The sequence below is a fragment of the Empedobacter stercoris genome (assembly GCF_020281205.1).
Taxonomy (GTDB): Bacteria; Bacteroidota; Bacteroidia; order Flavobacteriales; family Weeksellaceae; genus Empedobacter; species Empedobacter stercoris.
Window position 1 is genome coordinate 36,152 of sequence record NZ_JACXZC010000019.1, and the last position, 22,626, is coordinate 58,777.

The 22,626-nt window shown below is 31.3% G+C and carries 25 protein-coding genes; 10 read left to right on the plus strand and 15 right to left on the minus strand.

Annotated elements, in window-relative coordinates:
• Position 1 precedes the first annotated feature (1 nt).
• From IF125_RS09730 to IF125_RS09740, 3 genes are all read right to left on the minus strand, one after another.
• On the minus strand, positions 2-916 hold the full coding sequence (locus IF125_RS09730) for a dimethylarginine dimethylaminohydrolase family protein (protein WP_225542350.1): 915 nt from the start codon (positions 914-916) through the stop codon (positions 2-4).
• A 77-nt stretch (positions 917-993) separates the two neighbouring features.
• Positions 994-1,971, minus strand: a complete 978-nt coding sequence (locus IF125_RS09735) for an amidohydrolase family protein (protein WP_188320001.1) — start codon at positions 1,969-1,971, stop codon at positions 994-996.
• A 190-nt stretch (positions 1,972-2,161) separates the two neighbouring features.
• Complete coding sequence (locus IF125_RS09740) at positions 2,162-4,393, minus strand: RelA/SpoT family protein (protein WP_225542351.1); 2,232 nt, start codon at positions 4,391-4,393, stop codon at positions 2,162-2,164.
• Positions 4,394-4,766: 373 nt separating this feature from the next.
• Here IF125_RS09740 and IF125_RS09745 point away from each other — a divergent pair, with 373 nt between their 5' ends.
• Positions 4,767-6,674 carry an AMP-binding protein gene (locus IF125_RS09745; RefSeq protein WP_225542352.1) on the plus strand — a complete coding sequence of 636 codons (1,908 nt, stop codon included), beginning with the start codon at positions 4,767-4,769 and terminating at the stop codon, positions 6,672-6,674.
• 75 nt (positions 6,675-6,749) lie between these two features.
• Here IF125_RS09745 and IF125_RS09750 read toward each other — a convergent pair whose 3' ends face one another.
• The 4 genes from IF125_RS09750 to recG form a co-directional block, all read right to left on the minus strand.
• Positions 6,750-7,268 (minus strand): ankyrin repeat domain-containing protein, encoded by a 519-nt coding sequence (locus IF125_RS09750; RefSeq protein WP_225542353.1) that lies wholly within the window; start codon positions 7,266-7,268, stop codon positions 6,750-6,752.
• A gap of 60 nt (positions 7,269-7,328) precedes the next feature.
• Complete coding sequence (locus IF125_RS09755; protein WP_225542354.1) at positions 7,329-8,852, minus strand: catalase; 1,524 nt, start codon at positions 8,850-8,852, stop codon at positions 7,329-7,331.
• Between the two features lie 251 nt (positions 8,853-9,103).
• Entirely contained in the window at positions 9,104-9,268 is a 165-nt protein-coding gene (locus IF125_RS09760; protein ID WP_188319997.1) for a hypothetical protein, read from the minus strand.
• 180 nt (positions 9,269-9,448) lie between these two features.
• Positions 9,449-11,554: an ATP-dependent DNA helicase RecG gene (gene recG / locus IF125_RS09765; protein WP_171622051.1), complete on the minus strand. Its 2,106-nt coding sequence runs from the start codon at positions 11,552-11,554 to the stop codon at positions 9,449-9,451.
• Between the two features lie 111 nt (positions 11,555-11,665).
• Between recG and IF125_RS09770 the strand changes: the two genes are divergently transcribed.
• Together IF125_RS09770 and IF125_RS09775 are read left to right on the plus strand one after the other, a co-directional pair.
• The gene (locus IF125_RS09770) at positions 11,666-12,259 is read left to right on the plus strand and encodes a thioredoxin family protein (RefSeq protein ID WP_171622050.1); all 594 of its coding nucleotides are present in this window, start codon (positions 11,666-11,668) and stop codon (positions 12,257-12,259) included.
• Between the two features lie 68 nt (positions 12,260-12,327).
• Positions 12,328-12,888, plus strand: a complete 561-nt coding sequence (locus IF125_RS09775) for a TlpA family protein disulfide reductase (protein WP_171622049.1) — start codon at positions 12,328-12,330, stop codon at positions 12,886-12,888.
• Between the two features lie 71 nt (positions 12,889-12,959).
• Here the strand turns inward: IF125_RS09775 and IF125_RS09780 are convergent, their stop codons facing one another.
• On the minus strand, positions 12,960-13,511 hold the full coding sequence (locus IF125_RS09780; protein ID WP_225542355.1) for a DUF1697 domain-containing protein: 552 nt from the start codon (positions 13,509-13,511) through the stop codon (positions 12,960-12,962).
• Between the two features lie 137 nt (positions 13,512-13,648).
• On the opposite strand from IF125_RS09780, the gene IF125_RS14350 reads away from it, so the two are divergent.
• Positions 13,649-13,723: a TMEM175 family protein gene (locus IF125_RS14350; protein WP_394369885.1), complete on the plus strand. Its 75-nt coding sequence runs from the start codon at positions 13,649-13,651 to the stop codon at positions 13,721-13,723.
• Between the two features lie 23 nt (positions 13,724-13,746).
• On the plus strand, positions 13,747-14,220 hold the full coding sequence (locus tag IF125_RS09785) for a TMEM175 family protein (RefSeq protein WP_317197137.1): 474 nt from the start codon (positions 13,747-13,749) through the stop codon (positions 14,218-14,220).
• A gap of 45 nt (positions 14,221-14,265) precedes the next feature.
• On the opposite strand, the gene IF125_RS09790 is transcribed toward IF125_RS09785, so the two are convergent.
• The 3 genes from IF125_RS09790 to IF125_RS09800 all read right to left on the minus strand — a co-directional run bounded on the left by IF125_RS09790 (position 14,266) and on the right by IF125_RS09800 (position 15,675).
• Positions 14,266-14,736: a hypothetical protein gene (locus IF125_RS09790; RefSeq protein ID WP_171622046.1), complete on the minus strand. Its 471-nt coding sequence runs from the start codon at positions 14,734-14,736 to the stop codon at positions 14,266-14,268.
• The gene (locus tag IF125_RS09795) at positions 14,736-15,296 is read right to left on the minus strand and encodes a hypothetical protein (protein WP_225542356.1); all 561 of its coding nucleotides are present in this window, start codon (positions 15,294-15,296) and stop codon (positions 14,736-14,738) included. The genes IF125_RS09790 and IF125_RS09795 overlap by 1 nt, the downstream gene beginning before the upstream one ends.
• 157 nt (positions 15,297-15,453) lie before the next feature.
• Positions 15,454-15,675, minus strand: coding sequence for a heavy-metal-associated domain-containing protein (locus IF125_RS09800; protein ID WP_225542357.1), 222 nt, complete (start codon positions 15,673-15,675; stop codon positions 15,454-15,456).
• Positions 15,676-15,823: 148 nt separating this feature from the next.
• Here IF125_RS09800 and IF125_RS09805 point away from each other — a divergent pair, with 148 nt between their 5' ends.
• Positions 15,824-17,146, plus strand: coding sequence for a solute carrier family 23 protein (locus tag IF125_RS09805; protein WP_225542358.1), 1,323 nt, complete (start codon positions 15,824-15,826; stop codon positions 17,144-17,146).
• A gap of 59 nt (positions 17,147-17,205) precedes the next feature.
• On the opposite strand, the gene IF125_RS09810 is transcribed toward IF125_RS09805, so the two are convergent.
• Entirely contained in the window at positions 17,206-18,255 is a 1,050-nt protein-coding gene (locus IF125_RS09810) for a 2Fe-2S iron-sulfur cluster-binding protein (protein WP_225542359.1), read from the minus strand.
• Positions 18,256-18,355: 100 nt separating this feature from the next.
• Between IF125_RS09810 and IF125_RS09815 the strand changes: the two genes are divergently transcribed.
• A complete protein-coding gene (locus tag IF125_RS09815) occupies positions 18,356-18,721 on the plus strand; it encodes a methylglyoxal synthase (protein WP_171622041.1) in 366 nt (121 codons plus the stop codon).
• A gap of 59 nt (positions 18,722-18,780) precedes the next feature.
• Here IF125_RS09815 and IF125_RS09820 read toward each other — a convergent pair whose 3' ends face one another.
• From IF125_RS09820 to IF125_RS09830, 3 genes are all read right to left on the minus strand, one after another.
• Complete coding sequence (locus IF125_RS09820; protein WP_171622040.1) at positions 18,781-19,083, minus strand: DUF3592 domain-containing protein; 303 nt, start codon at positions 19,081-19,083, stop codon at positions 18,781-18,783.
• Positions 19,084-19,305: 222 nt separating this feature from the next.
• Entirely contained in the window at positions 19,306-19,962 is a 657-nt protein-coding gene (locus IF125_RS09825; protein ID WP_225542360.1) for an NAD(P)-dependent oxidoreductase, read from the minus strand.
• A gap of 67 nt (positions 19,963-20,029) precedes the next feature.
• Complete coding sequence (locus tag IF125_RS09830) at positions 20,030-20,437, minus strand: RrF2 family transcriptional regulator (RefSeq protein ID WP_171622038.1); 408 nt, start codon at positions 20,435-20,437, stop codon at positions 20,030-20,032.
• 108 nt (positions 20,438-20,545) lie between these two features.
• Between IF125_RS09830 and IF125_RS09835 the strand changes: the two genes are divergently transcribed.
• The 3 genes from IF125_RS09835 to IF125_RS09845 all read left to right on the plus strand — a co-directional run bounded on the left by IF125_RS09835 (position 20,546) and on the right by IF125_RS09845 (position 22,538).
• Positions 20,546-21,121, plus strand: a complete 576-nt coding sequence (locus IF125_RS09835) for a Crp/Fnr family transcriptional regulator (protein ID WP_225542361.1) — start codon at positions 20,546-20,548, stop codon at positions 21,119-21,121.
• Entirely contained in the window at positions 21,114-21,713 is a 600-nt protein-coding gene (locus tag IF125_RS09840; RefSeq protein WP_225542362.1) for a hypothetical protein, read from the plus strand. Before IF125_RS09835 ends, IF125_RS09840 begins: the two co-directional genes overlap by 8 nt.
• A 69-nt stretch (positions 21,714-21,782) precedes the next feature.
• Positions 21,783-22,538: a DUF4241 domain-containing protein gene (locus IF125_RS09845; RefSeq protein ID WP_225542363.1), complete on the plus strand. Its 756-nt coding sequence runs from the start codon at positions 21,783-21,785 to the stop codon at positions 22,536-22,538.
• Positions 22,539-22,626 lie beyond the last annotated feature (88 nt).

Below are 22,626 nucleotides of genomic sequence, written 5' to 3' on the forward strand. Positions count from 1 at the left end.
GTTATTTTCGGATTAAAGGCATAGTCGAACATCTTAATAAACCTCCCATTTTAGAGACTTCTCGGTAATTAATCCGTTCAACTTTTATATTCCATACATTTTCTAAATGATCATTTAAACGCGTAAAATTTTTCTCAGAAACGACTACTTCAGGAGAAATAGAAAAAACATTTGGATTCATCCAATACATTTCTTCTTTCGTTACTTCGAAAAGATTTTCTTTTCCAAAAATACCAACTATTTGCTGATATTCATGTTCAAATAAGAATCCTTCTTTGTAAATAATTGCTTTGTCTTTTCCAACAGGATTAAACGTGCAATCTAAATGCAAAATACCTTCGTACGGATCTTGGTCATTCTTTTTCAATTCGAAATCTAAGACTTTCTTATTTGGAAATTTAGCTTTGATATACTCTACAAATTGAACATTTGTACGTCCAGTTTTGAATTGTTTAAAATCAGCTTGTTTGTAAGTTCCGACAAAAATATAATCGTTGTACAAAATAACATCTCCACCTTCTACATATACTTCTTCAGGTAAAGCATTGATTTTATTCCCTTTAAACAAACGTTTAATATCGCGATAAGCTTGCAATTCTTCAAAACGATCTGGAATAATATTCGCTATAAAAAATTCATCTTCAATCACAAATCCGACATCACGAGAAAAAACTTGATTACAATTTTCTATTAAAGTTGGACGTAAAACTTCTACTTCATATTTTTTTAAAACTTGTTCAAATTCTGACATCTCCTCAATCAATTTTTCTTCTATGGGATAATCATTATTTTTTACAGTTTCATAAGATTTTGCATCGAAAGTTTGATCAAGTGTTGGATTGACTCCATTAGATTCTGCTCGACCCAAAACTACAGTTTGTAGCTGTGCCGTTTCATTCTGTACATTTAATCGCATATTTTTTGTGGTTTTTTATTTTTTTTCAAAAAAAATCCCGCAATTAGCGAGATTTAATTTCTGTATAAATATACATTTTATTTTTTAATTCCTAAAGCTTTCAAGCCATTTACAGTTGCAATATTCGAAAGTTGTTCCACATCATAGAAGTGACAAGATTCTAACATTACACGCAATTCTGTAAGTAAATGTCCGTCAGAGAAAGGTTTGTAAATATCATTGATATTATCTGTTCCAAATGCAACATTAATTCCTCTTGGAATCATTTCATCAACAGGCGTAATTGAATTATGAGAGGGCGCTAAACGCTCTGTACGATTGTGATCTATCCAAGCAGTTGGACAAGATACAATGTGCATATCTGCTTTTTTGATTAAATCATATAACTCATAACGGTATTTTCGGGGATGCGCCGCAACAGATATAGAGTGCACTGCTGAAACTTTTCCTTGCATTCCGTGCTCTATTGTTTTCAATGCTAATTGCTCTGTTTCAATCTCTTCATCAGTATTAAACTGATCGACATGCACATGTACCAATTTGTTTTTTGCCTTTGCTGTAGATAATAAAATATCTAAATGCTCTTCTTCTCTACCAAAATCCTTGGCTGGTAAACCACCGATAATATCCACAAAATCAGAAGACATGTCAAACCATTCGCGTGCTTTTGGTTCAATAACACCTTTCAACACTTGATTTGCAAAACGCATTTCGATGTCTTTCCCGTAGTTATCTTTTAAGCGCTGAGCGGCTTGAATACTACGATCTTCGATCACTTCATCTGCATCAATAAAAGAACCAATTGCTTGACAACCTTGCTCTAACATAAAGTTAATTGCTTTTTCCATACGGAAATAAATGTCATCAACAGATGAATTACGTTTCATGTCATCAACTAAGTGCCATTTTTCTTTTAAATATGAATTTGATAAAGCGAAAGTGTCCGAAGTTAACGAATAAGCTCTGTCTAAATGTGAATGTGTATTAACCCAACCTCCTTTTTCTTTGATTCTTTCAAGTACTTCTTCGATCGGATTGTAGTTTTGTCTGTTCATCGTGAGTTGTTTGTTTTCGGGATGTAAAATTAACAAGATTATTCAACAGAAATGAAGCGATTTTATCAAAAAGATTTGTGTAACTTTGTGCCTTTGTTAGTAACCTCAGCAAATAAAAAAATCCAACATTAAGTTGGATTTTTTGTTTTACTCTTTCTATCTTAACGATTTGGATTAATTTCGACTAAAACTAATTTTTATATGTTCTCTTAACAGATTGAATTCCCTCGATATTCTTTAATTCCATCATAATTTTTTCTAATTCTGCTTTATTTTTAACAGAAACTGTAATTTTTCCATCAAAAATACCTGCATCTTCAGACAAATTAATACTGTGCATATTCAAGGAATTATTTTTCGAAATCACCAATGTAATATCACTTACCATTCCCGAACGATCTAATCCTTGAAGTTCAATCAGTGCTTTAAATTCTTGTTGAGAAGAATCAATCCATTTAGCCTTAATAATTCTATAAGCATAATTTGCTTGTAACGAAACAGAGTTAGGACAATCAACTTTATGTACTTTTATCCCTTTCGAAACGGTAATAAATCCATATACTTTATCTCCTGCAATTGGATTACAACAGCTTGCTAATTCATAATCTAAACGTTCCTCATCATTTCCAAAAACAAGACTATCTAATTTTGTTTTATCAACAGGAATATCTTCTTTCTTCGTTGTATTGAATGTTGATTTTCTAAATCGATTGATTAAACCAGTAAAACCAGAATTGCGTTCTGCAAACTTACGTAAATCATTGTTGTCTATAATTCCCATAGCAACATTATAAAATACATCCATACTTGAACCTAACTTAAAGTATTGCTGTAACTGATTAACTGTATTTTCGTTAAAATCAACCTTTAAGTGTCTCAATTTACGTTGAATAATTTCTTTTCCTTCATCGGCAATTTTACGTTTATCCGAATTTAAAGAAGCTTTAATTTTACTTCTCGCTTTACTTGTTACGACATAATCTAACCATTCTAATTTTGGTTTTTGTTGCGTCGAAGTAATAATTTCTACCTGATCTCCACTTTGTAATTGATGCGATAAAGGATACAATTTTCCATTGACTTTTGCTCCCAAACAGTGATCACCAACATTCGAGTGAATTGAGTAGGCGAAGTCTAACGAGCTTGCTCCTTTTGGTAGCGAATGCAAATCTCCTTTTGGCGTAAAAACATAGATTTCTTTTGAATACAAATTGAATTTGAAATTGTCCATAAATTCAATTGCATCTTTTGTATCTTCTTGCTCTAACATTTCACGAACTTGGTGAATCCATTCATCCACTTTCGTTTCATCGTTTGAGACATTTTCTTTGTATTTATAATGTGCAGCAATCCCCATCTCTGCTACTTCATCCATTCTTTCGGAACGAATCTGAACTTCAACCCAACGTGCTTGTGGTCCCATCACAGTCACGTGAAGCGATTCGTAACCTGTTGTTTTTGGTTGAGAAATCCAATCGCGCATACGTTTAGGATTTGGTATAAATATATCCGTAATTAAAGAATAGATTTTCCAAGCTAAGAATTTTTCATTTTTTCTATCCGAACGATAAATGACACGAATAGCAAATAAATCAAACACCTCTTCGAAAGGGATTCCTTGATTTATTGTCTTTCTATAAATAGAATTAATCGATTTTGAACGCCCTTTAATCTCAAACTCCAGCCCTTCGGCTTCTAATTTTTCTGAGATTAATTTACAGAAATCATCAATGTATTTTTTTCTTTCTGCTTCAGTTTCCGTTAACTTATGCTCAATGTTGTAGTATGCATCTGGTTTGGTATATTTTAAACTCAAATCTTCTAATTCAGATTTAATGTTATATAATCCCATTCGATGAGCTAAAGGTGCATAAATAAAAATGGTTTCAGAAGCAATTTTCAATTGTTTGTCTTCTCGCATACTCTCAAGTGTACGCATATTGTGAAGACGATCTGCGATTTTAATCAAAATCACACGAACATCTTCTGACAAAGTCAATAAAAGCTTTTTGTAATTTTCTGATTGAATCGAAACATCTTGTTTATTTAAAATTGCAATTTTTGTTAATCCATCAATAATTTTAGCAATCTTTTTCCCAAAAAGTTTCTCAATATCCTCTAAAGTATAATCTGTATCTTCTACTACATCGTGCATTAGGGCTGCAGCAATAGAGGTTGCTCCAAGACCAATTTCGTCAGCAACTATTTTTGCAACAGCTATCGGATGATAAATATATGGTTCACCTGTTTTCCTGCGTTGGTCTTTATGCGCATCAACAGCCAAATCAAATGCTTTGCGAATTAATTTTTTATCGTCATCGGACAGCGTAACATATGTATTTTGGAGCATCTCTTTATAACGTCTTGTTATTTCGATGTTCTCTTTTTCTAATTGTTCATTTGTAATAACGTGGGGCGTCATTTATTTGTATTTATGGTAATGTTAGTATTTTATATTATTGTTTAAAAAAGTTAGTCAAACCTTTATTTATCTGCTTTTGTTCAAATAAATATACGATATTTTCTATTTATATATCTGTTATTTTGCATATTTAAATTGTAAATTTAAGAAAATAACAATGAATAGATTTTTAATGTGTATTTCATATACTATCAATTTGACAAAAATTAACGATTTTTAACTGACGTTTTTCCCATTTACTCATTCAAATGTCTATAAATTTATTAAGAATATAAATTTCCTCGCTGTCTTAAAATAATTAATCAAATAATAATTTATCAAATAAAAACAATTCGTAATTTAATGCAACAAATAAAACACAACACACACACAAATGGATTACAAAACTTTATACTCAAAAAGTATTGAAGAACCCGAACTCTTTTGGAAAGAGGAAGCTTACAAATTGGCTTGGTCAACTTACCCTGAAGAAATTTTAAGAAAAAATGAAAATGGCTATTATTCATGGTTTGTAGATGGAAAAATCAACATGAGCCGTTTGGCTTTAGAGGAAAATATTAAAGCTGGTCGTGGCGAACAAAATGCGTTAATATATGATTCACCCGTAACTGGAGTTAAACAGAAAATAACATACAACGAATTATTAGATAAAGTTAGTCGTTTTGCAGGTGGATTAACTTCATTAGGACTAACGAAAGGCGATACAGCCATTATTTATATGCCGATGATACCTGAAGCTATTGTAGCTATGTTGGCATGTTCAAGAATTGGTGTAATACATTCGGTGGTATTTGGAGGTTTTGCTGCTCCAGAATTAGCGATTAGAATTGATGACGCTCAACCAGATGTCATTATTTCATCTTCTTATGGTGTAGAAGTTAACCGTCAAATCAATTACAAACCTTTAATTGATGAAGCTATTAATTTAACGATATATAAACCAAAAGATATTATCATTTTCGAACGTCCAAATCACAGCGACGATTTATCTGCAGCTAATGTACATACATACGATGAAATGTATAAACACGAACCTGTAGAACCAATAGAAGTTCCGAGTACACATCCATTATATATTCTGTATACATCTGGTACAACTTCAACTCCTAAAGGTGTTGTTCGTGATACAGGTGGCTACGCAACCGCTCTAAATTCAACCATGAAATATTTTTATGATTTAGAACCTGGTGACACGATTCTTACAGCAAGTGATATCGGATGGGTTGTTGGACATTCTTATATTGTATATGCTCCTTTGATTTATGGCGTAACAACTGTTATATATGAAGGTAAACCTATCAAAACTCCAGATGCTGGTGCGTTTTGGCGAATGGTTGAAGAATACAAAATAAAAAATGTATTTACTGCTCCAACAGCAATTCGTGCAATACGAAAAGAGGATCCAGAAGGAAAATTATTTCAACAATATGATACAACGAGTTTAAAACGTTTGTTTTTAGCTGGAGAACGATGCGATACTTCTACATATTATTGGTTAAAAGAAATTTCGAAACGTCCCGTTATTGATCATTGGTGGCAAACAGAAAGTGGATGGCCAATGTTAGGTATATGTACAGGATTACAAGAAATAATGCCAGAACCTGGCGCTGCAGGACTTCCTGTTTTTGGATACAACATCAAAATCGTAAACGAGGAAGGAATCGAAAATGATATAAATGAAGAAGGGCCTATTGTAATCAAACTTCCACTTCCTCCTGGATGTATGGCAAGTTTATGGCGAAACGAACACCGATTTATTAAAGGATATTTTCAACAATTTCCTGATCATTATCTAACAGGAGATGGTGGTTACAAAGACGAAAATGGATTTGTCTTTATCACTGGTCGAACAGATGATATTATAAATGTTGCAGGACACAGATTAAGCACAGCTACAATGGAAGAATTAGTTTCTTCTCATCCTGATGTAACGGAATGTGCTGTTGTTGGAATAAAAGATGAATTGAAAGGTCAAGTTCCAATCGGATTTATTGTTACAAAAGAAAACGCAACAAAAACTGAAGAAGAAATTGAAAAAGATTTAATTGCTTTGTTACGTAAAGAAATTGGAGGAATAGCATGCTATAAAACAACGATTAAAGTTGATCGCTTACCAAAAACTCGAAGTGGTAAGATTTTGCGTAAAACTTTAACTCAAATTGCAGATGGAACACCATTTACAATTCCTTCTACAATAGAAGACGCGTCTGTTTTAGACGAACTAATACATGAATTCACAAGAAGAAGTATCGGCGCAGCCTTTACTTCTACAAATTCATAATTTTTTTTTCCATTCACTATTCAAAAAGCAGTAATCTCTGGATTACTGCTTTTTTTTATGAATTAAACTTATTGATTACATTGTTGTTAACAATTCGATCATTTCTTTATTTTCTTGCAATAACGCATGATCTTTTGCTGTCTTTCCATTAAAGTCTTTAATATTAAGATCTGCACCTTTTTCAATCAACTTTTTAGCAATATCATTTCTACCAAACGTAACTGCAAAAATTAATGAAGTAGCTCCATTAAAATTAACTTGGTTTACATCTGCTTGGTGAGCTAATAAAACATCTACCATTTCTTGATAACCTTTAAACGCAGCTCCCATCAAGGCATTGTTACCCGATTTATCCTGAGCATTTGGATTCGCTCCATTTTTTAACAAGGACAAAACCGCTTCCTTGTTATCATTATAAACCGCTAAAATCAAAGGAGTAAAACCTCTATCATTAGCCTGATTAACATCTGCACCTTTTGTAATTAATTGTTCGATTAATGCAATATCATTCTCTCTTGACGCAGTATATAAATCTTGTGCAATTACTGTGTAAGTTGTTAGAAAAAAGACGAATGCTAAGAATAATTTTTTCATATATTTTATTTTTCAGAAAGTCATGGAGTCAAAACCAATCGACTCCAATCCATTAATTTATTATTTTGGTAAGTATTGTTTTACATCATTTATAGAAATATTGGTTGCTTTCATTAAACGTGTACCATATTCATTATTTGCTTGATAAAAATGGGCAATCATTTTGTGAACGATAACTTTATTTTTCACTGTATTTAATGCTCCTGATAAATTTTTAATTAAATTTTCTTGATCCTTCTTAGAAAAAGATTGATACAAATCACCTGCTTGTGCAAAGTTATTTTCTTTATCAATCACATGCTGAGTAGTTGTCGTTCCTGCAGGAAAAACTGATTTTGAATAATTGAATTTTGCGTTATCTACCACTTCAGGAACATTTGTCGATGGTTGATAATTTACATCACCTTTTTGTTCACGTAATGACATATAACCATCTTGGTTGTATGTTTTGACTTGAGTTTTTGCTGCATTTACAGGAATTTGTTGAAAATTCCCTGTTAAACGGTGGCGCTGTGTATCTGTGTAAGAAAATAATCGACCTTGTAACAATTTATCTTCTGATGCTTCGATACCTGGTACTAATGTAGCAGGCGCAAAAGCAGCTTGCTCCACTTGTTGAAAATAATTTGTCGGATTCTCTTTCAGCGTCATTGTTCCAACTTTAATTAATTTAGCTATAGATTCTGGCCAAACTTTTGTGACATCAACAGGATTGAAATCTAAACGTTCAAAATCTTCTCTTTTTAACATTTGAACATATAAATCCCATTTTGGAAAATTTCCTTTTTCGATTTCTTGATGTAGATCCAACGTTGCATGTTCAATAGCTGTAGATTGAATTTCGTTTGCTTCTTGCTGTGTTAAGTTCTTCACTTCTTGTTGAGGCTTCCATTTGTATTTTACATAGGTCACTTCACCTTTATTATTTACCCATTTGTAAGCATGTACACCATTCCCTTCCATCTGACGATAATTCGCAGGTATTCCGTAATCAGAAAATAACCACGTTAACATATGCGTCGATTCTGGAAGATTAGAAAAGAAATCAAATACGCGATTAGGGTCAGAAGCACCGTTTGTCAATGGAGAAGGTTTGAAAGCATGAACCATATCTGGAAATTTAATCGCATCACGAATAAAGAAAACTGGTAAATTATTTCCAACTAAATCGTAGTTACCTTGCTCCGTATAAAATTTCACTGCAAAACCACGTGGATCACGGTATGTTTCTGGTGAACCTTGTTGATGAGTTACTGTTGAAAAACGCACAAATAATGGTGTTTTTTTTCCAGCTTGTGATAAGAAATCAGCCATAGTAACCTCAGAAAAATCTTGCTCTGCTACAAATTCACCAAAAGCTCCAGCTCCTCTCGCATGAACAACACGTTCTGGAATACGCTCTCGGTCAAAAGCTGCTAATTTTTCAATGAGATGAATATCTTCTAATAAAACTTGCCCGTTATTGCCTAATGTTTTAGAGTTTTGATTATCTCCAACAGGAGCCCCTGTATTTGTAGTTAATTGTTGTGAAAATGCAACAGTAGATAGAAAAGCTAATCCTAGTACGAAACTTCTTTTGATCATAATTATAGTTTTAATCTTTATTTATTATTTTAAGACACCACAAAACTATAACCAGTCAAACTATAAATCAAATCTATAAAATCTATTAGATATAATTAATTTTTATAATAATTAAGTCTCAACAAATTAGTCAACTCAAATCATAGATATATTATTTTACAATAGATTAATAAATTAATACTATACCAGAACTGTTGATTTATAAAATTCATAAAAAAAACCGCTATACAGCGGTTTACCTATTATATGGATTAATATTTTCTGAAACGTTGAAACGAAACTGTTGGTTTTATTTTTATTGATTCATTAGCGATCAAAATCATTACATTCAAATGTTGATTAAACTTCCATAATGAGTTTCCTTCAACCTCTACCCCTTGCGGAGTTCTAATAAGTTCTAAATTTGTGTACATCATAATCTGTGTGTGTTTTTGGTTGACGCTAATATTATGTTAAAAAATAATTATTTTGTTAATTCATTTTAACATGCTTAATAAAATTAAAAGTTTCCTATTATACGCGATATTTATAAATTCATTTAAAAACATCACATATTATACCAAAAAAATTTTTACCTATTTATTTAATGTTAAATTTTAAGAAATTTGACTCCAACCTACTTTATCTTTATGATTTTCGATAAAATATTTTTTTGTATTTTGATAAATTGGTGATGACAAAGTTGCGTCTTGATTTAAGATAATTTCAACACATTTTCTTGCTGCATACAACACTTCTTTATCTTTTGACAAATCAGCAATTTTAAGATTTAGAACACCACTTTGTTGCGTTCCCATCATATCACCTGGACCTCGCAATTCCAAATCTACCTCTGCAACTTGAAATCCATCATTGGTTTGACACATCGTTTGAATGCGACGTTTCGAAACGTCATTCAATTTTCCTCCTGTCATCAAAATACAATAGGATTGCTCTGCACCTCGCCCTACACGTCCACGAAGTTGATGCAGTTGAGAAAGTCCAAATCGTTCAGAGTTTTCGATAATCATTACCGAAGCATTAGGCACATTAACACCCACCTCTATCACAGTTGTTGCAACTAAAATTTGTGTTTCATGATTTTTGAAACGATTCATTTCAAATTCTTTATCAGCAGGCTTTTGCCTTCCATGTACTATACTAATTCCATATTCTGGTAAAGGAAAAGCACGCGAAATACTTTCGTAACCATCCATCAAATCTTTTAACTCTAATTTTGCAGACTCTTCAATTAACGGATAAACAACATATATTTGACGACCTTTGGCAATTTCATCTTTCATAAATTTAAAAACACTTAACCGATGCGCATCTGTTTTATGAAGAGTCTTTATTGGCTTTCTACCTTTTGGTAACTCATCGATCACAGAAACATCTAAATCGCCATACATTGTCATAGATAATGTCCGAGGAATTGGCGTTGCTGTCATCACTAGAATGTGAGGTGGAAGTTTAGCTTTACGCCAAAATTTAGCACGTTGAGCCACACCAAAACGATGTTGTTCATCAATAATCGCTAATCCTAAATTCTGAAAAATAACGTTATCTTCTAATAAGGCATGTGTTCCGATAATGATTTTTAGATTTCCATTTTCTAAATTCTCAAGAATTGGTTGACGTCTTTTTTTCGTGACCGAACCTGTTAACAATTCAACAGAAACATCTAAGCCGTTCAATAATTCTGTAATACTTTCATAATGTTGTTGTGCCAAAATTTCGGTTGGCGCAATTAAAGCAGCTTGATAGCCATTATCTACTGCGATCAACATCGTTAACAATGCAACCATTGTTTTTCCTGAACCTACATCTCCTTGCAATAAACGATTCATTTGTGCAGGTTGACGAAGATCAGAGCGAATTTCTTTAACCACTCTTTTTTGAGCATTTGTCAGTTCAAAAGGTAAATATTCGTTGTAAAACCTATTGAAATAATGACCAATTTCTGGAAAAGAATTACTTCTATTCTTTTGTTTATTAACTGCTTTTTGAGAAAGATTAGCTAAATTCAGAAAGAAAAATTCTTCAAATTTTAAACGTCGAATAGCAGCATTTAATTCTGTTAAATCCTTTGGAAAATGAATCGCTTTTAAGGCTTCATTTCGTCCAACTAATTTATAATGATCAATTACATTTTGAGGTAAATTTTCAGGAATATCGATTTTTTCAGCAAAAAGGTTCATCATCATTTTCTGAAGAACTCGATTTGTAATTCCTTTTTTCGTTAATTTTTCTGTGCTTGGATAAATAGGAAATAAACCAAGTGGAATATTCTTAGCATCTTCAACTAATTCTATCTCAGGATGCGTAATACTAAGATTGTTATTGAATAAATTTGGTTTCCCATAAAGCACAACTTCTTTGAAAAGATCATTTTTTAGTTTCTCTTTTTGCCAAGATGAAACCTTGAACCAAACCAATTCCAACGTTCCTGTTCCATCCTGAAACTTCCCAACTAAACGCTTTACTTTACCTTGATTTATTTCTTCTAACTGAACAATTTTGCCTTTTAATTGAATTTCGGCAGCTGTAGATGAAATTTCAGAAATTTTATAAAATTTCGATTTATCAACATAACGAAAAGGAAAATGTTGTATCAAATCTTCGTATCTAAAAATTCTGAATTCACTTTGCAGTGTTTTAGCACGCTCAGGACCAGCTCCCTTCAAATATTCTATGGTTTTCTTTAATGGATTTTGATACATTTTTCTACTTTAGAAAGTCGCAATTTACCAAATTTTAACGACAAACTATGTCATCTATGTTACAAAATAAGCTCGTAGAATTACTTTATATTTGTATAAAATAATAAACAAATGAAATTAGAAGAATACATCAACAAAGGTTTAACGTACGAAGATTATATCACACGTGTAGAAGATGAATTAGAAAATGAAATCGAAAACGATGATCCGAAAGAATATGTGCAATATTATGCGTTGGGATTACAACGTATGAATAGAGTTTATAAAACGTTTAAATTAAATCCTACTCAAGAAACACGTATAAAATCGACTGCAAATAATTTTAAATTATTAATTATTACAGAGGGATGGTGTGGTGACGCTTCTCAAATTTTACCAGTTGTAGAGCGATTTGCAAATGCCTTAAACGTTTCTACACATTATATTTTCAGAGATGAGAATATGGATTTAATGGAAAAATACAAAACAAATGGAGCTGCTTCTATTCCAATTATTATTGGTGTAAATGAGGATAATGAAGAAGCTTTTCGTTTTGGCCCTCGTCCAAAAGCTGGAATGGAAATGTTAGCTCGTTTTAAAAATAATCCTGATAAATATTCAGCAGATGAATTTCACGAAGATTTACAAAACTTTTACAACAAGAACAAAGGAGAAGATATTGTAAATGAAATTTTAGATTTAATCGACGAAAATATCGCGAATTAATCAGGTTTTTCAATTTGTTCAACTTGTTAATTGTTTGCATCTTTGTGTAAGATTTTTTTTAAAAAAATATGAAAGGAAATAAACAAATTATTTTTGCTATCGTTGTAGTAGTTGCTTTAGTTGCTATAATGTTTACACCGGTTGGTACATTTTTTAAAAATAAAATGGAAGATAATAGCCACATTGCTGGTGCTGATGTAGAGTTATCAGAAAGTGATTATGATATTGATTTGATTGGATATAATGGAGCAACAAATACTAACTTGCTTGATTTCAAAAAAAGTGGGGAAGTCGTTTTTCTAAACTTTTGGGGAAGTTGGTGCCCTCCTTGTGTTGCAGAAATGCCAACTATTCAGAAATTATATGAGGCAAAAGGACAAAAAGTTAAATTTGTACTGGTTACAATTCAAGATAAACCGAAAGTTTTTAATCCATTTTTGGAAAAAAATAATTATACAATGCCCGTTTATGAGCCAAATAGTCCAATATCAAATAATATGTTACCGAAAGTTTTTCCAACTACTTACATCTTAAATAAAAAAGGAGAAGTTGTATTAAAAGAAACAAAAACAAGAGATTGGAACGATAAAGAAATTAATGATCTGTTAGATCAATTAGTTGCAGAATAATTTCATTCTAAAAACATATAAAGCGTCATTAATTTAATTATTAATGACGTTTTTTTATTGTCATTCTTTTTCTAATTTTCTCTCATCGAAGCAAGTTGTAATAAAGAAGTTGCGGTATTATGATTTCTTGTTGTTGCACTTACTTGTAGTAAATTTTCGAAAAAATTATTGGTCAATTTTGTTTTTCCATATCCAAATGGACAGTACAAATAAACCAATTCATTCTTGATTTCGTATTGTTCATCTTCGGCTTTTATATGTTCAATTTTCTCCTTATCAAATTCTGCTGGTTGATTTCCCAAAAAAGTGTAATATAAAAACTCTTTATCGAGTGTAGAATCGTGAAGAAAAGGATTCTCCTCTATGATACGTTTTAATTTATCTATGGTAAGAATTAAGACTGGAACTTCGAAAGCAAGTGATTCAGCAATTTTATCATGAATTAAATCTGCTATTTCTTTGAGATTGGTCAATTTTGAAGAAAAAACCGCATTACCACTTTGAACATAAGTTGTCACATTCACAAAAGATAAATCTTCTAAAAGCTTCGTTAAAACATCCATTTTGATGATTTTTTTTCCGCTAACGTTGATTCCTCTTAGAATCACAATAAATGTATTCATAACCTACTTTGTTGACACTAAATTAGTTCATTTAGGATTAAAAATAAACCTAAATTTTAGAATTACAACTACAAAAAAATAAATTAAACATGTTATTTTATGATTAACAATTAATATATTAGATTAAATTAAAAAGTATGACAACCAATCGATTAGAAGCCTTTAGTGATGGCGTTCTTGCTATCATTATTAGCATTATGGTATTTGATTAAAAGTTCCTATTGGTGATGATTTAATGAGTTTAAAACCATATTTACCTAAATTTTTAAACTATTTATTTAGTTTCATTTATGTCGGAATCTATAGGAATAATCATCACCATCTTTTTCAAGCAATCGAGAAAGTGAATAGTGGAATTCTTTGGAGTAATTTACACTTACTTTTTTGGCTATCTTTATTACCTGTTTCAACGGGTTGGATGGGCGAAAACTTTCATTCAAGATTTCCAGTTGTATTTTATGGTTTTGTATTATTAATGAGTAGCCTTGCCTTTATGCTCATCGAAAAAACAGCTATAAAACAAGAAGGTAAAGAATCTATTATTGGTAAATCGGTAAGTCAAAATCTAAAAGAAAAAGGATCAAGTATTGGCTATATTTTAGGTATTGTTTTAGCTTTTATTCAACCAGAATTTGGAATAGTTGTGTACGGTATTATTGCTTTAATTTGGTTAATCCCAGACAGAAGAATAGAAAAACCAATGAAATAATTTTAAATATATATTATTAATTATAAAGCAATTAAATGGATTATATTAAACTTTTAATTTAATTACTTTTTTACGTTTTCTCTTCTTAAACATAACACGTAACAAGCGATAACCATAGGTTACTTTTTTGTTTTTTGTGATGATAGGAAAAGCCATTGTACACATCAACGCAATACACGCTGTTGTGCCTAATGCACCTCCATAACCATTAAAAATCTGACTCGTGTAATGCAATAAAATAGCAAATAACATGGGCGAAAAAATCAACGAAAAATAACTGATATTAATTGTCGAAGAAACCATTCCGATGAACGTTCCACCAATTACGTAAAGAGGTATATTGTCCGTGTAAAATTGAGGCAAAATGGTTGGAAAAAAGTAGAAAAAACCACCAATAATCATCGCTATCACCGCAGATGAACGAATTGGACCTTGCTTAAAACGAATGTTTAATTCAAAAGTTGTCAACGATGCAATAATTGAACACATCATTAATATTAAAAATTCAATAATCATTAGCCTAAGATTAATTTAAACAATAACATACTCAATAAAACGCCTATAAAAGCTAAAGTACCAAGTTTTCCACCTACACCAACAAATAATGATTTTGTGGCAAAAAATAACAACGCAGTAAAAATTCCTGCTGTAATAATCATCCAATAAACATATTCAACATCCAAGGAAGTCATTCCAATAAAAGCTCCACAATAAATAGGTCCTGCAACTTGTTTTAAATAATCAGAACGTGGATTTAGCTTCGTGAAAAAGGAACCTAAAGTACCAATAATTCCCGCAGAAAAAACTGCACCTAAGCCTAATTTATTATTCATTAAATAGGTAATTATTGCAGCGATTGGGATCCATAAAACCAATGTTTTTCGATCAAAGGAATATTCGTGATGATGCAAAGGAAATTTGCGGTAAACAATCAGCAAAAGCAGACAAATTGCAACAATAATATACGGTACAAGATCATGTTCTATACGCTCGTTTATAATCGAGAATAGAAATAAAAACTGAATAATAAAAATAATCAGAATGGTAACGAATTTTATGATGCGTTTACTGTTCATTTCAAATTTTGAAGCTGCAAAGTTAATGACTCATTATGAGAAAAATAGAATAATTTTATTAATTATTTTGTATTAAAAATCCCAAATCATTCGTAAATGATTGGGATTACATTGACTTAAATTATCACAAAAAATAAGTCGTTCTACCTAAAAACCTTTATTCTTTAATTAATTCTGCATTAAAACCAACTTCTTCGATTGTATCAATAATTTCTTCTTTAGTTATTCGTACACCTTTAACTGTTAAAATTTTATCAGGATTATTCGTGTCAACCTCCCAAGATTCTAAATCTTGTAATTGATCTAAGTAAGGCTTTACTTTATTTAGACAACCGTTGCAATTTATATTTGTTTTGAATTTTAATTCTTTTGTCTTCATCATTCATTGATTTACACTCACAAATTTCGAACTAAATTGCGGCATACCATTTATATTATTAGGTGAAATAGTTATATGATTTCACAACTAATTAATCGTTTTGAACTACTTTTGCACTCAAACAAAAACAATTTCAATTTCTTTTAAAATGAGTCAACAAAATGACCAAAAAATTGTCTTAGCGATCAACGAAAAACCGAAGTTAGGACAAGGAATATTATTGAGTATACAGCATCTTTTTGCAATGTTCGGAGCTACAGTATTAGTTCCTGCCTTAACAGGAATGTCGCCTGCAATTGCATTAATTTCGAGCGGAATAGGAACATTGGTTTTCATCCTTATAACAAGAGGAAAAGTTCCTTCTTATTTGGGTTCTTCATTCGCATTTATCAATCCAATTATAGCAATGAAAGCGTTAGAAGCAAATCCTGAAAGTGGTATTGCAGTCGGAAGTTTTTTAGTCGGAAGTTTTTTAGTCGGAGTTACTTATTCCATTGTCTCGCTTATCATCGCAACAGCAGGTACAAAGTGGCTGATGAAACTTTTACCACCAATTGTCGTAGGTCCAGTTATTATGGTTATTGGTCTGGGATTGGCTTCAACAGCAATTAAAATGGTGACAAATAATCCTACTGGAGAATATGATTTAACATATGTTACCATTGGTTTTGTTACATTGATTATTACGGTGATCACCGCAATTTTTAGTAGAGGATTTTTAAGTGTTATCCCTATTTTAGTTGGGATTATTGGTGGATATCTTTTTGCTATTGCAATGGGAGTAGTTAATTTAGAACCTGTTTTACAAGCGAAATGGTTTATGGTTCCAGATTTTACTATTCCATTTATCAATTATACTCCTACACTATCTTGGTATGTTATTTTCCTGATGATTCCAGTTACAATTGTACCTATTGCTGAACACATTGGACATCAATTAGTCTTAAGTAAAGTAGTTAACAAAGATTTGATTGATGATCCTGGCTTAGACAAATCGATGTTAGGAGATGGAGTTGCGACGATGATTGCTGCGTGTTTGGGCGGACCTCCTAATACAACATATGGTGAAAACATTGGCGTTTTGGCTATAACAAGAGCATTTAGTATTTATGTATTTGTTGGCGCTGCCTGTTTTGCTATTTTATTTGGATTTTGCGGAAAAATTTCAGCTCTATTAAGCACAATTCCAACACCTGTAATGGGTGGAGTTTCCATTTTATTATTCGGAATTATCGCTTCGAGTGGTTTGAGAATGTTGATTGAAAATAAAGTAGATTTCAAGGTTAAACGAAACTTAATCATATCTTCTGTTATTCTAATCATTGGAATTGGAGGAGCAGCAATTCATATTGGAGATTTATTTTCGTTAGAAGGAATGGCTTTGGCGTCTATCATTGGTGTTGCATTAAATTTAATCCTTCCAGGAAGAGAGATTATAACATTCAAAGAAATGTTTGATGAAGAAGATTAATCAAATCATAAAAAAAATGGCGAACATTACTGTTCGCCATTTTTTTATTAATCTTATTTCTAAACATCATCAAAATCAATTGATAAAGTAGCCGATTTTGGTCGAGAAATACACGCTAATGTTATTCCTTCTTCGTAATCAGAATCCGTTAATACATAGTTGTCTCCAATATGCACTTCGCCTTCTATCACCTTACACATACAAGAAGAACAAACACCTCCTTTACAAGAATAAGGTGCGTCAATACCAGCATCTAACATGGTATCAACCAAATTTTTTCCTCTATCCCAAGTCACTTCAGATGTTTCACCATCGAGTGTTACTGTAACTTGAACCGTTTGAGGACCTTCATCGTGTTTAGTAAAAATATCTTCTGTTTTAACAGATGGATTAAACATTTCAAAATGAATATGTTTTTCGATAATTCCCGCTTCGTTTATTTTCTTAGCTAAAGTCAAAATCATTTCCTCAGGTCCACAAACCATTGCTTCATCAACTTCATTGATATCGATGATTTGATTCAAGATTAAATCAAATTTTTTCTCATCAATTCGTCCGTTGTAAATGAAATTTTCTTGTTCTTGTCTTGTGAAAAAATGATGAATAAAAACGTTGTTTGGATACTTTTGTTTCAATTCCGTCAAACGCTCTTTGAACATAATCGAATTTTCGTCTCTATTCACATAAAAAATGTGGAAGTTCACCCACTCCTCTGTTTGCAACGTAAACTCTAACATACTCATAATTGGTGTAATTCCACTACCTGCAGTAAAAGCCAATAATGTACGTTTTTCGTTGGGTTTTGTAGGAATTGTAAAGCGACCACTTGGTGTCGAAACTTCTAATTGATCTCCAACTTTTAAATCATTGAAAAGATAATTCGAAACTTTTCCGTTTGGTTGAGATTTTACCCCTATACTCCATTTTTTATCATTTGGAGAAGCACATAAAGAGTAATCTCTTCGTTCTCCGTTTATGTTTAGTGTGATATATTGTCCAGGTAAAAAGTTGTATTGATCTTGCAATTCATCAGGAACATCAAATGTAATTTGAACCGAATCTGCTGTTAATTTTACAATTTCTTTTACCGTTAATAAATTAAATTTCATAGTCGTTTTACTATTTATAATTCTCAAAACAACTCAATATTTAAGATTGTTCTGCTAAATTTGTACAAAAGTAAGATTTTAGATTAAATAGAAAAAATATATGGAAATAGCATTGATCGCTCATGACGGTAAAAAAGCCGAAATGGTAAATTTTTTAATGAAACATAAAGAAGCGTTAAATAAAAACAACATAGCTTTTATAGCAACTGGAACAACAGGTAAATACGCTGAACAAACGGGATTGAAAGTGACACGCTATCTTTCTGGACCTTTAGGTGGTGATGCACAAATTGCAGCTCGTGTTGTAGAAGGAAAAACAAATATGGTTTTCTTTTTTAGAGATCCAATGGGAAAACATCCTCACGAACCAGACGTTAATATGTTATTGAGATTGTGTGATGTACACAATATTCCTTTAGCTACAAACCCTGCTACTGCCGAAATGTTATTGGATCATTTAAAATAAAATATTTTTAATCAGTAAAAATTAGAAAATAATAAAAGGAACTAAAAATTTAGTTCCTTTTATATGACATTTTTGAAGTAAATATTTTCTGGATTCTGCGGATCGATCAAAATATCAACATCTTTTCCTTTTTTTAATCGTTCGTTCGCATTTACATCACCAAAATATTCGAACTCTGTATAATAAATTTTTTCTGTGTTAGGATGTGTGTAAAAAACTTCTACAACATAATCTGGTAAATGATTTTCGCCTAATAAGCTTCTTTTAATTTCTATAATATGAGCTTTAACTTTTAAACCTTTTTTTAATAATCTTGTGCGATTTAGATAATCGAACAAAAAATTAAATCCTAAGTACCCCATTAACAAACTACATAATAAAAATATTATTCCAAGTAGTAGGTTAAAAAATATTTCAAGATTTAAGAAAGAGCATAAAAGAACGAAACCTACACTTAAGAGTAAACATCCTATTGCTATTGACAATTTCATTATTCTTGCATTTGATTTGTATTTTTCACAAATCGTACCAAAAACAATCTTTTTGTCCTAAAAATTTGATATTATTTATCATTTACCACACCCTTAGTAGGCTGCAGTAAATCTTTCTTTAATGTACTTCGCATTTTCTATTTCATCTGCAATGACAACCGCCACATCTTCTACAGACAAAACACTACGCCCTTCTTCATTAAAAACAGGCACATCTTTTCCAACTCTATATTTTCCTTTTCGCTCTCCTGATGTTCCCTGATGCATTTCTGGTGCTGGAGAAAACATCGTCCAATCCAATTCATTATCTTGTTTTAGGATATTGTAATAATCTCTTGCAGCCAAAGCTCCTTGCTTGATTTCTTCTGGAAAACCAGGAGCGTCTACAATTTGTACTTCTTTTTCGTCATTCACATACAAACTTCCTGCACCACCAATCACTATCAACCGTTTTACACCTGCTAACTTCGTTGCCTCTTCAATTGCTTTTGCTCCTTTTATATAATCTTCATAAATAGATGGATTTGACCACCCAGCATTAAATGCACTTACAACTACATCCGCCCCTTTCAGGTCTGTAGACAAAGCTTGTACATCATTTACGTCTAAGGCAACTTTTGCTACATTTTTGCTATCCAAAACTTTATCTGTATTTCTTGCAAATGCTTTAATAGATTGATTTCTATCCACTAACTCTTTTACAATGTGTGAGCCTACAAAACCTGTTGCTCCAATTACTGCTACTTTCATTTTTTATAATTTGTTTGATTAATTATATATTGTAATTAATATTGTTACAATTAAATTCAAAAAAAATTTACTGAAAATCATCAGAAAACTCTTTTAATGTTTTATGATTTAATGTTTTTATTAAGTCAGATTCCGCTTTATTAAATAAAACTTCAAGATTTGCGTTCATTTGTTTTCCAATTGGACATTCAGGATTTGTTTGATTCATTTTTCCGAAAATATTTTCGTGATTTACAATTTTATAAACATCTCCAAGTAAAATATCGGCTGCATTTTTCGTCAAAAAAATTCCACCTTCTTTCCCTTTCTTCGAATTGATATAACCTGCTTCTTTCAAAAACCTAATTTCACGACGTACAACAACTGGATTTACATTGATACTTCCTGCAATAAAATCAGAAGTAATTAATTGCCCCTGAAATTTTTCAGCCAAAACTAAAATATGTATAGCTGTTGCAAATCTTAAATTATTCATTTTAATGATTTAATACTTCAAAAGTAATCATTTATTTTAAATGTAACAAATTTTGATACATTATTATTAATTAAAATCTGCTAAATTTGTAAACATACTGCTATATGTATGGAAAATTATAAAAAACATTTATCAACAATCATTGATTTGACCACAGAACAATGGTCAAAAATAGAAAATGAATTAGTTGTAAAAGAATATAAAAAAAATGAGTTTATTTTAGAGCCAGGTGTATATTCTGAAGACTATTATTTTGTTGAATCGGGTGTTATTCGTTCTTACACAATTGATGATAATGGGAAAGAACATGTACTACAATTTGGAACAGAAAATTGGATTGTAAGCGATCGAAACAGTGCTTTCTGTAAACAAAAATCTAAGTTTTACATTCAAGCAATTGAAGACTCGACAGTGATATTGTTAAATGAAAAATTGAATGAACTAATTATTAGTTTGAACCCAAATTATTTAGCTGCACAAAACAAATTGATTCAGAATCATGTACGTAGTTTACAAGACCGCATCAATTTATTACTTGGTGCTTCAGCAAAAACGCGCTATTTAGAGTTTATGCGTTTATACCCCAACCAACTTTCTCGCATCCCCCAATGGATGATTGCCTCTTATTTAGGAATCACGCCCGAGAGTTTAAGTAGAGTTCGTAAAGAAATTGCACATGGATAATTATAGTTTTGAAATTTTTGTACCCGAAAAACCTAAAAAAAACAACAAGCAAATTGTAAAATTGATTCTATCTTTTCTTGCTGTTACGGTAATCAGCTTTCTTTTTTTAGAATTGAAAGTTTTTAAAAATCAAACGTATTATTACATTTTTATTGGACTTTTGGCAACAGTTGTGGCCTATTGGAATGGTTATTTCAAAAAACCATCAACAGAATTAAAAGGTAATTTTGATGGAAAACTTACTTTCTCAAAAGATGGAATTTCAGTAAAAGATCAATTTTTTGCTGTTAAGGATTTATTTTCCATTGTAATTGATAATGATGATTATAAAGGAAAAGCAGTAAAATCATTTGGTGAATTTGAAACCCCAGAAGGTTCACACGGAATTAGTAATTTGATAACATTAAAAACCAAAGACAAACAATTCATTGAAGTTTATTTCAAACAAAATTCGTTATCAGAATTTTCGAAAATAGAGCCTTTTTTAATCAATTATTACAAAAATAATCTACTTTCCGAAGAAGATTTAATTTCGATTATGCATTTAGAATATGACATCGATAAAAACGAATTAAAAAAGAAATTGAGATAATTAAATCAACCTCTATTCTCTCGCTATCATTATTTAATGTAATTTTGTACCACTTTAAAATAAAAAAATATGCAACCAACAGCAGAATGGTTAAAAACTTGGGAATCTAAAAGAGAATTTACTTTGGCTCCTAACGACTTAGAAAAATATTTTACCGATAAAGAAATTGGTGGAGTTGAGATTGACCAAATTGATTTGGGAGAAGTGTCTTTGCCTTCAGGAAAGATTTTTGTGAATGATCCTTTGGGAGAATATTTATCAATGGATAAAGATCCTTATTTCCTTGAAACACCAAAAGGTAATTTTCCTGTCACTGCAAGCATTGTAAAATTTGAAGACGATGGTGATGTTGAAAACTTAATTGGTTGTGTTAAAGTTGCTTTTACAGACGAAAAACCTGTTCGTTATGAAGAAGCAATGAAAGGAATCGAGTTGATTGAAGAATTACAAGAAGGAGAATACTTTGGTTTCTCAATCGAAAGTGGTTTAGCGACTATTGTTGATGCAGAAGCAAAAGATTCTTTTGTAAAATTTATCGATGAGTTCGAAAGTAAAGGTGATGTCAATTTATACGATGATTATTTTAACGCATTATTCGTAGAAAATGCTAAAAATAATCCTAAATATCAATCAGAAGAAGGAGATTGGATCAATTGGAGAATTCCAACAACAGAATTTAAATCACCAATTTTTCAGGCTGGTTTCGGAGAAGGAATCTATCCTGCTTATTTTGGATACAATGGAAAAGGAGAAATTGTTGCATTTTACATCCAATTCATCGATGCTGAATTAGAAGATTCAGAAGATGATGACGAATGGTTGTAATAGATTTTATCTGTAACGTCCTGAAAAAATGATACAGGATTAGACCAATAAAATTTTATTTTAAACAGTACATATATTCGTATTTGTA

Bases quoted from the DNA above. Each gene is read 5' to 3' on its own strand.
- IF125_RS09730 (WP_225542350.1), bottom strand. From the start codon at position 916: ATGCGATTAAATGTACAGAATGAAACGGCACAGCTACAAACTGTAGTT.
- IF125_RS09770 (WP_171622050.1), top strand. From the start codon at position 11,666: ATGAAATTAGAAGAATACATCAACAAAGGTTTAACGTACGAAGATTAT.
- IF125_RS09780 (WP_225542355.1), bottom strand. From the start codon at position 13,511: ATGAATACATTTATTGTGATTCTAAGAGGAATCAACGTTAGCGGAAAA.
- IF125_RS09795 (WP_225542356.1), bottom strand. From the start codon at position 15,296: ATGAACAGTAAACGCATCATAAAATTCGTTACCATTCTGATTATTTTT.
- IF125_RS09840 (WP_225542362.1), top strand. From the start codon at position 21,114: ATGGATAATTATAGTTTTGAAATTTTTGTACCCGAAAAACCTAAAAAA.
- IF125_RS09785 (WP_317197137.1), top strand. From the start codon at position 13,747: ATGAGTTTAAAACCATATTTACCTAAATTTTTAAACTATTTATTTAGT.
- IF125_RS09845 (WP_225542363.1), top strand. From the start codon at position 21,783: ATGCAACCAACAGCAGAATGGTTAAAAACTTGGGAATCTAAAAGAGAA.
- IF125_RS09790 (WP_171622046.1), bottom strand. From the start codon at position 14,736: ATGATTATTGAATTTTTAATATTAATGATGTGTTCAATTATTGCATCG.
- IF125_RS09755 (WP_225542354.1), bottom strand. From the start codon at position 8,852: ATGATCAAAAGAAGTTTCGTACTAGGATTAGCTTTTCTATCTACTGTT.
- IF125_RS09735 (WP_188320001.1), bottom strand. From the start codon at position 1,971: ATGAACAGACAAAACTACAATCCGATCGAAGAAGTACTTGAAAGAATC.
- IF125_RS09745 (WP_225542352.1), top strand. From the start codon at position 4,767: ATGGATTACAAAACTTTATACTCAAAAAGTATTGAAGAACCCGAACTC.
- IF125_RS09810 (WP_225542359.1), bottom strand. From the start codon at position 18,255: ATGAAATTTAATTTATTAACGGTAAAAGAAATTGTAAAATTAACAGCA.
- IF125_RS09825 (WP_225542360.1), bottom strand. From the start codon at position 19,962: ATGAAAGTAGCAGTAATTGGAGCAACAGGTTTTGTAGGCTCACACATT.
- IF125_RS09800 (WP_225542357.1), bottom strand. From the start codon at position 15,675: ATGAAGACAAAAGAATTAAAATTCAAAACAAATATAAATTGCAACGGT.
- IF125_RS09775 (WP_171622049.1), top strand. From the start codon at position 12,328: ATGAAAGGAAATAAACAAATTATTTTTGCTATCGTTGTAGTAGTTGCT.
- IF125_RS09835 (WP_225542361.1), top strand. From the start codon at position 20,546: ATGGAAAATTATAAAAAACATTTATCAACAATCATTGATTTGACCACA.
- IF125_RS09740 (WP_225542351.1), bottom strand. From the start codon at position 4,393: ATGACGCCCCACGTTATTACAAATGAACAATTAGAAAAAGAGAACATC.
- IF125_RS09750 (WP_225542353.1), bottom strand. From the start codon at position 7,268: ATGAAAAAATTATTCTTAGCATTCGTCTTTTTTCTAACAACTTACACA.
- IF125_RS09805 (WP_225542358.1), top strand. From the start codon at position 15,824: ATGAGTCAACAAAATGACCAAAAAATTGTCTTAGCGATCAACGAAAAA.
- IF125_RS09820 (WP_171622040.1), bottom strand. From the start codon at position 19,083: ATGGGGTACTTAGGATTTAATTTTTTGTTCGATTATCTAAATCGCACA.
- IF125_RS09830 (WP_171622038.1), bottom strand. From the start codon at position 20,437: ATGAATAATTTAAGATTTGCAACAGCTATACATATTTTAGTTTTGGCT.
- IF125_RS09760 (WP_188319997.1), bottom strand. From the start codon at position 9,268: ATGATGTACACAAATTTAGAACTTATTAGAACTCCGCAAGGGGTAGAG.
- recG (WP_171622051.1), bottom strand. From the start codon at position 11,554: ATGTATCAAAATCCATTAAAGAAAACCATAGAATATTTGAAGGGAGCT.
- IF125_RS09815 (WP_171622041.1), top strand. From the start codon at position 18,356: ATGGAAATAGCATTGATCGCTCATGACGGTAAAAAAGCCGAAATGGTA.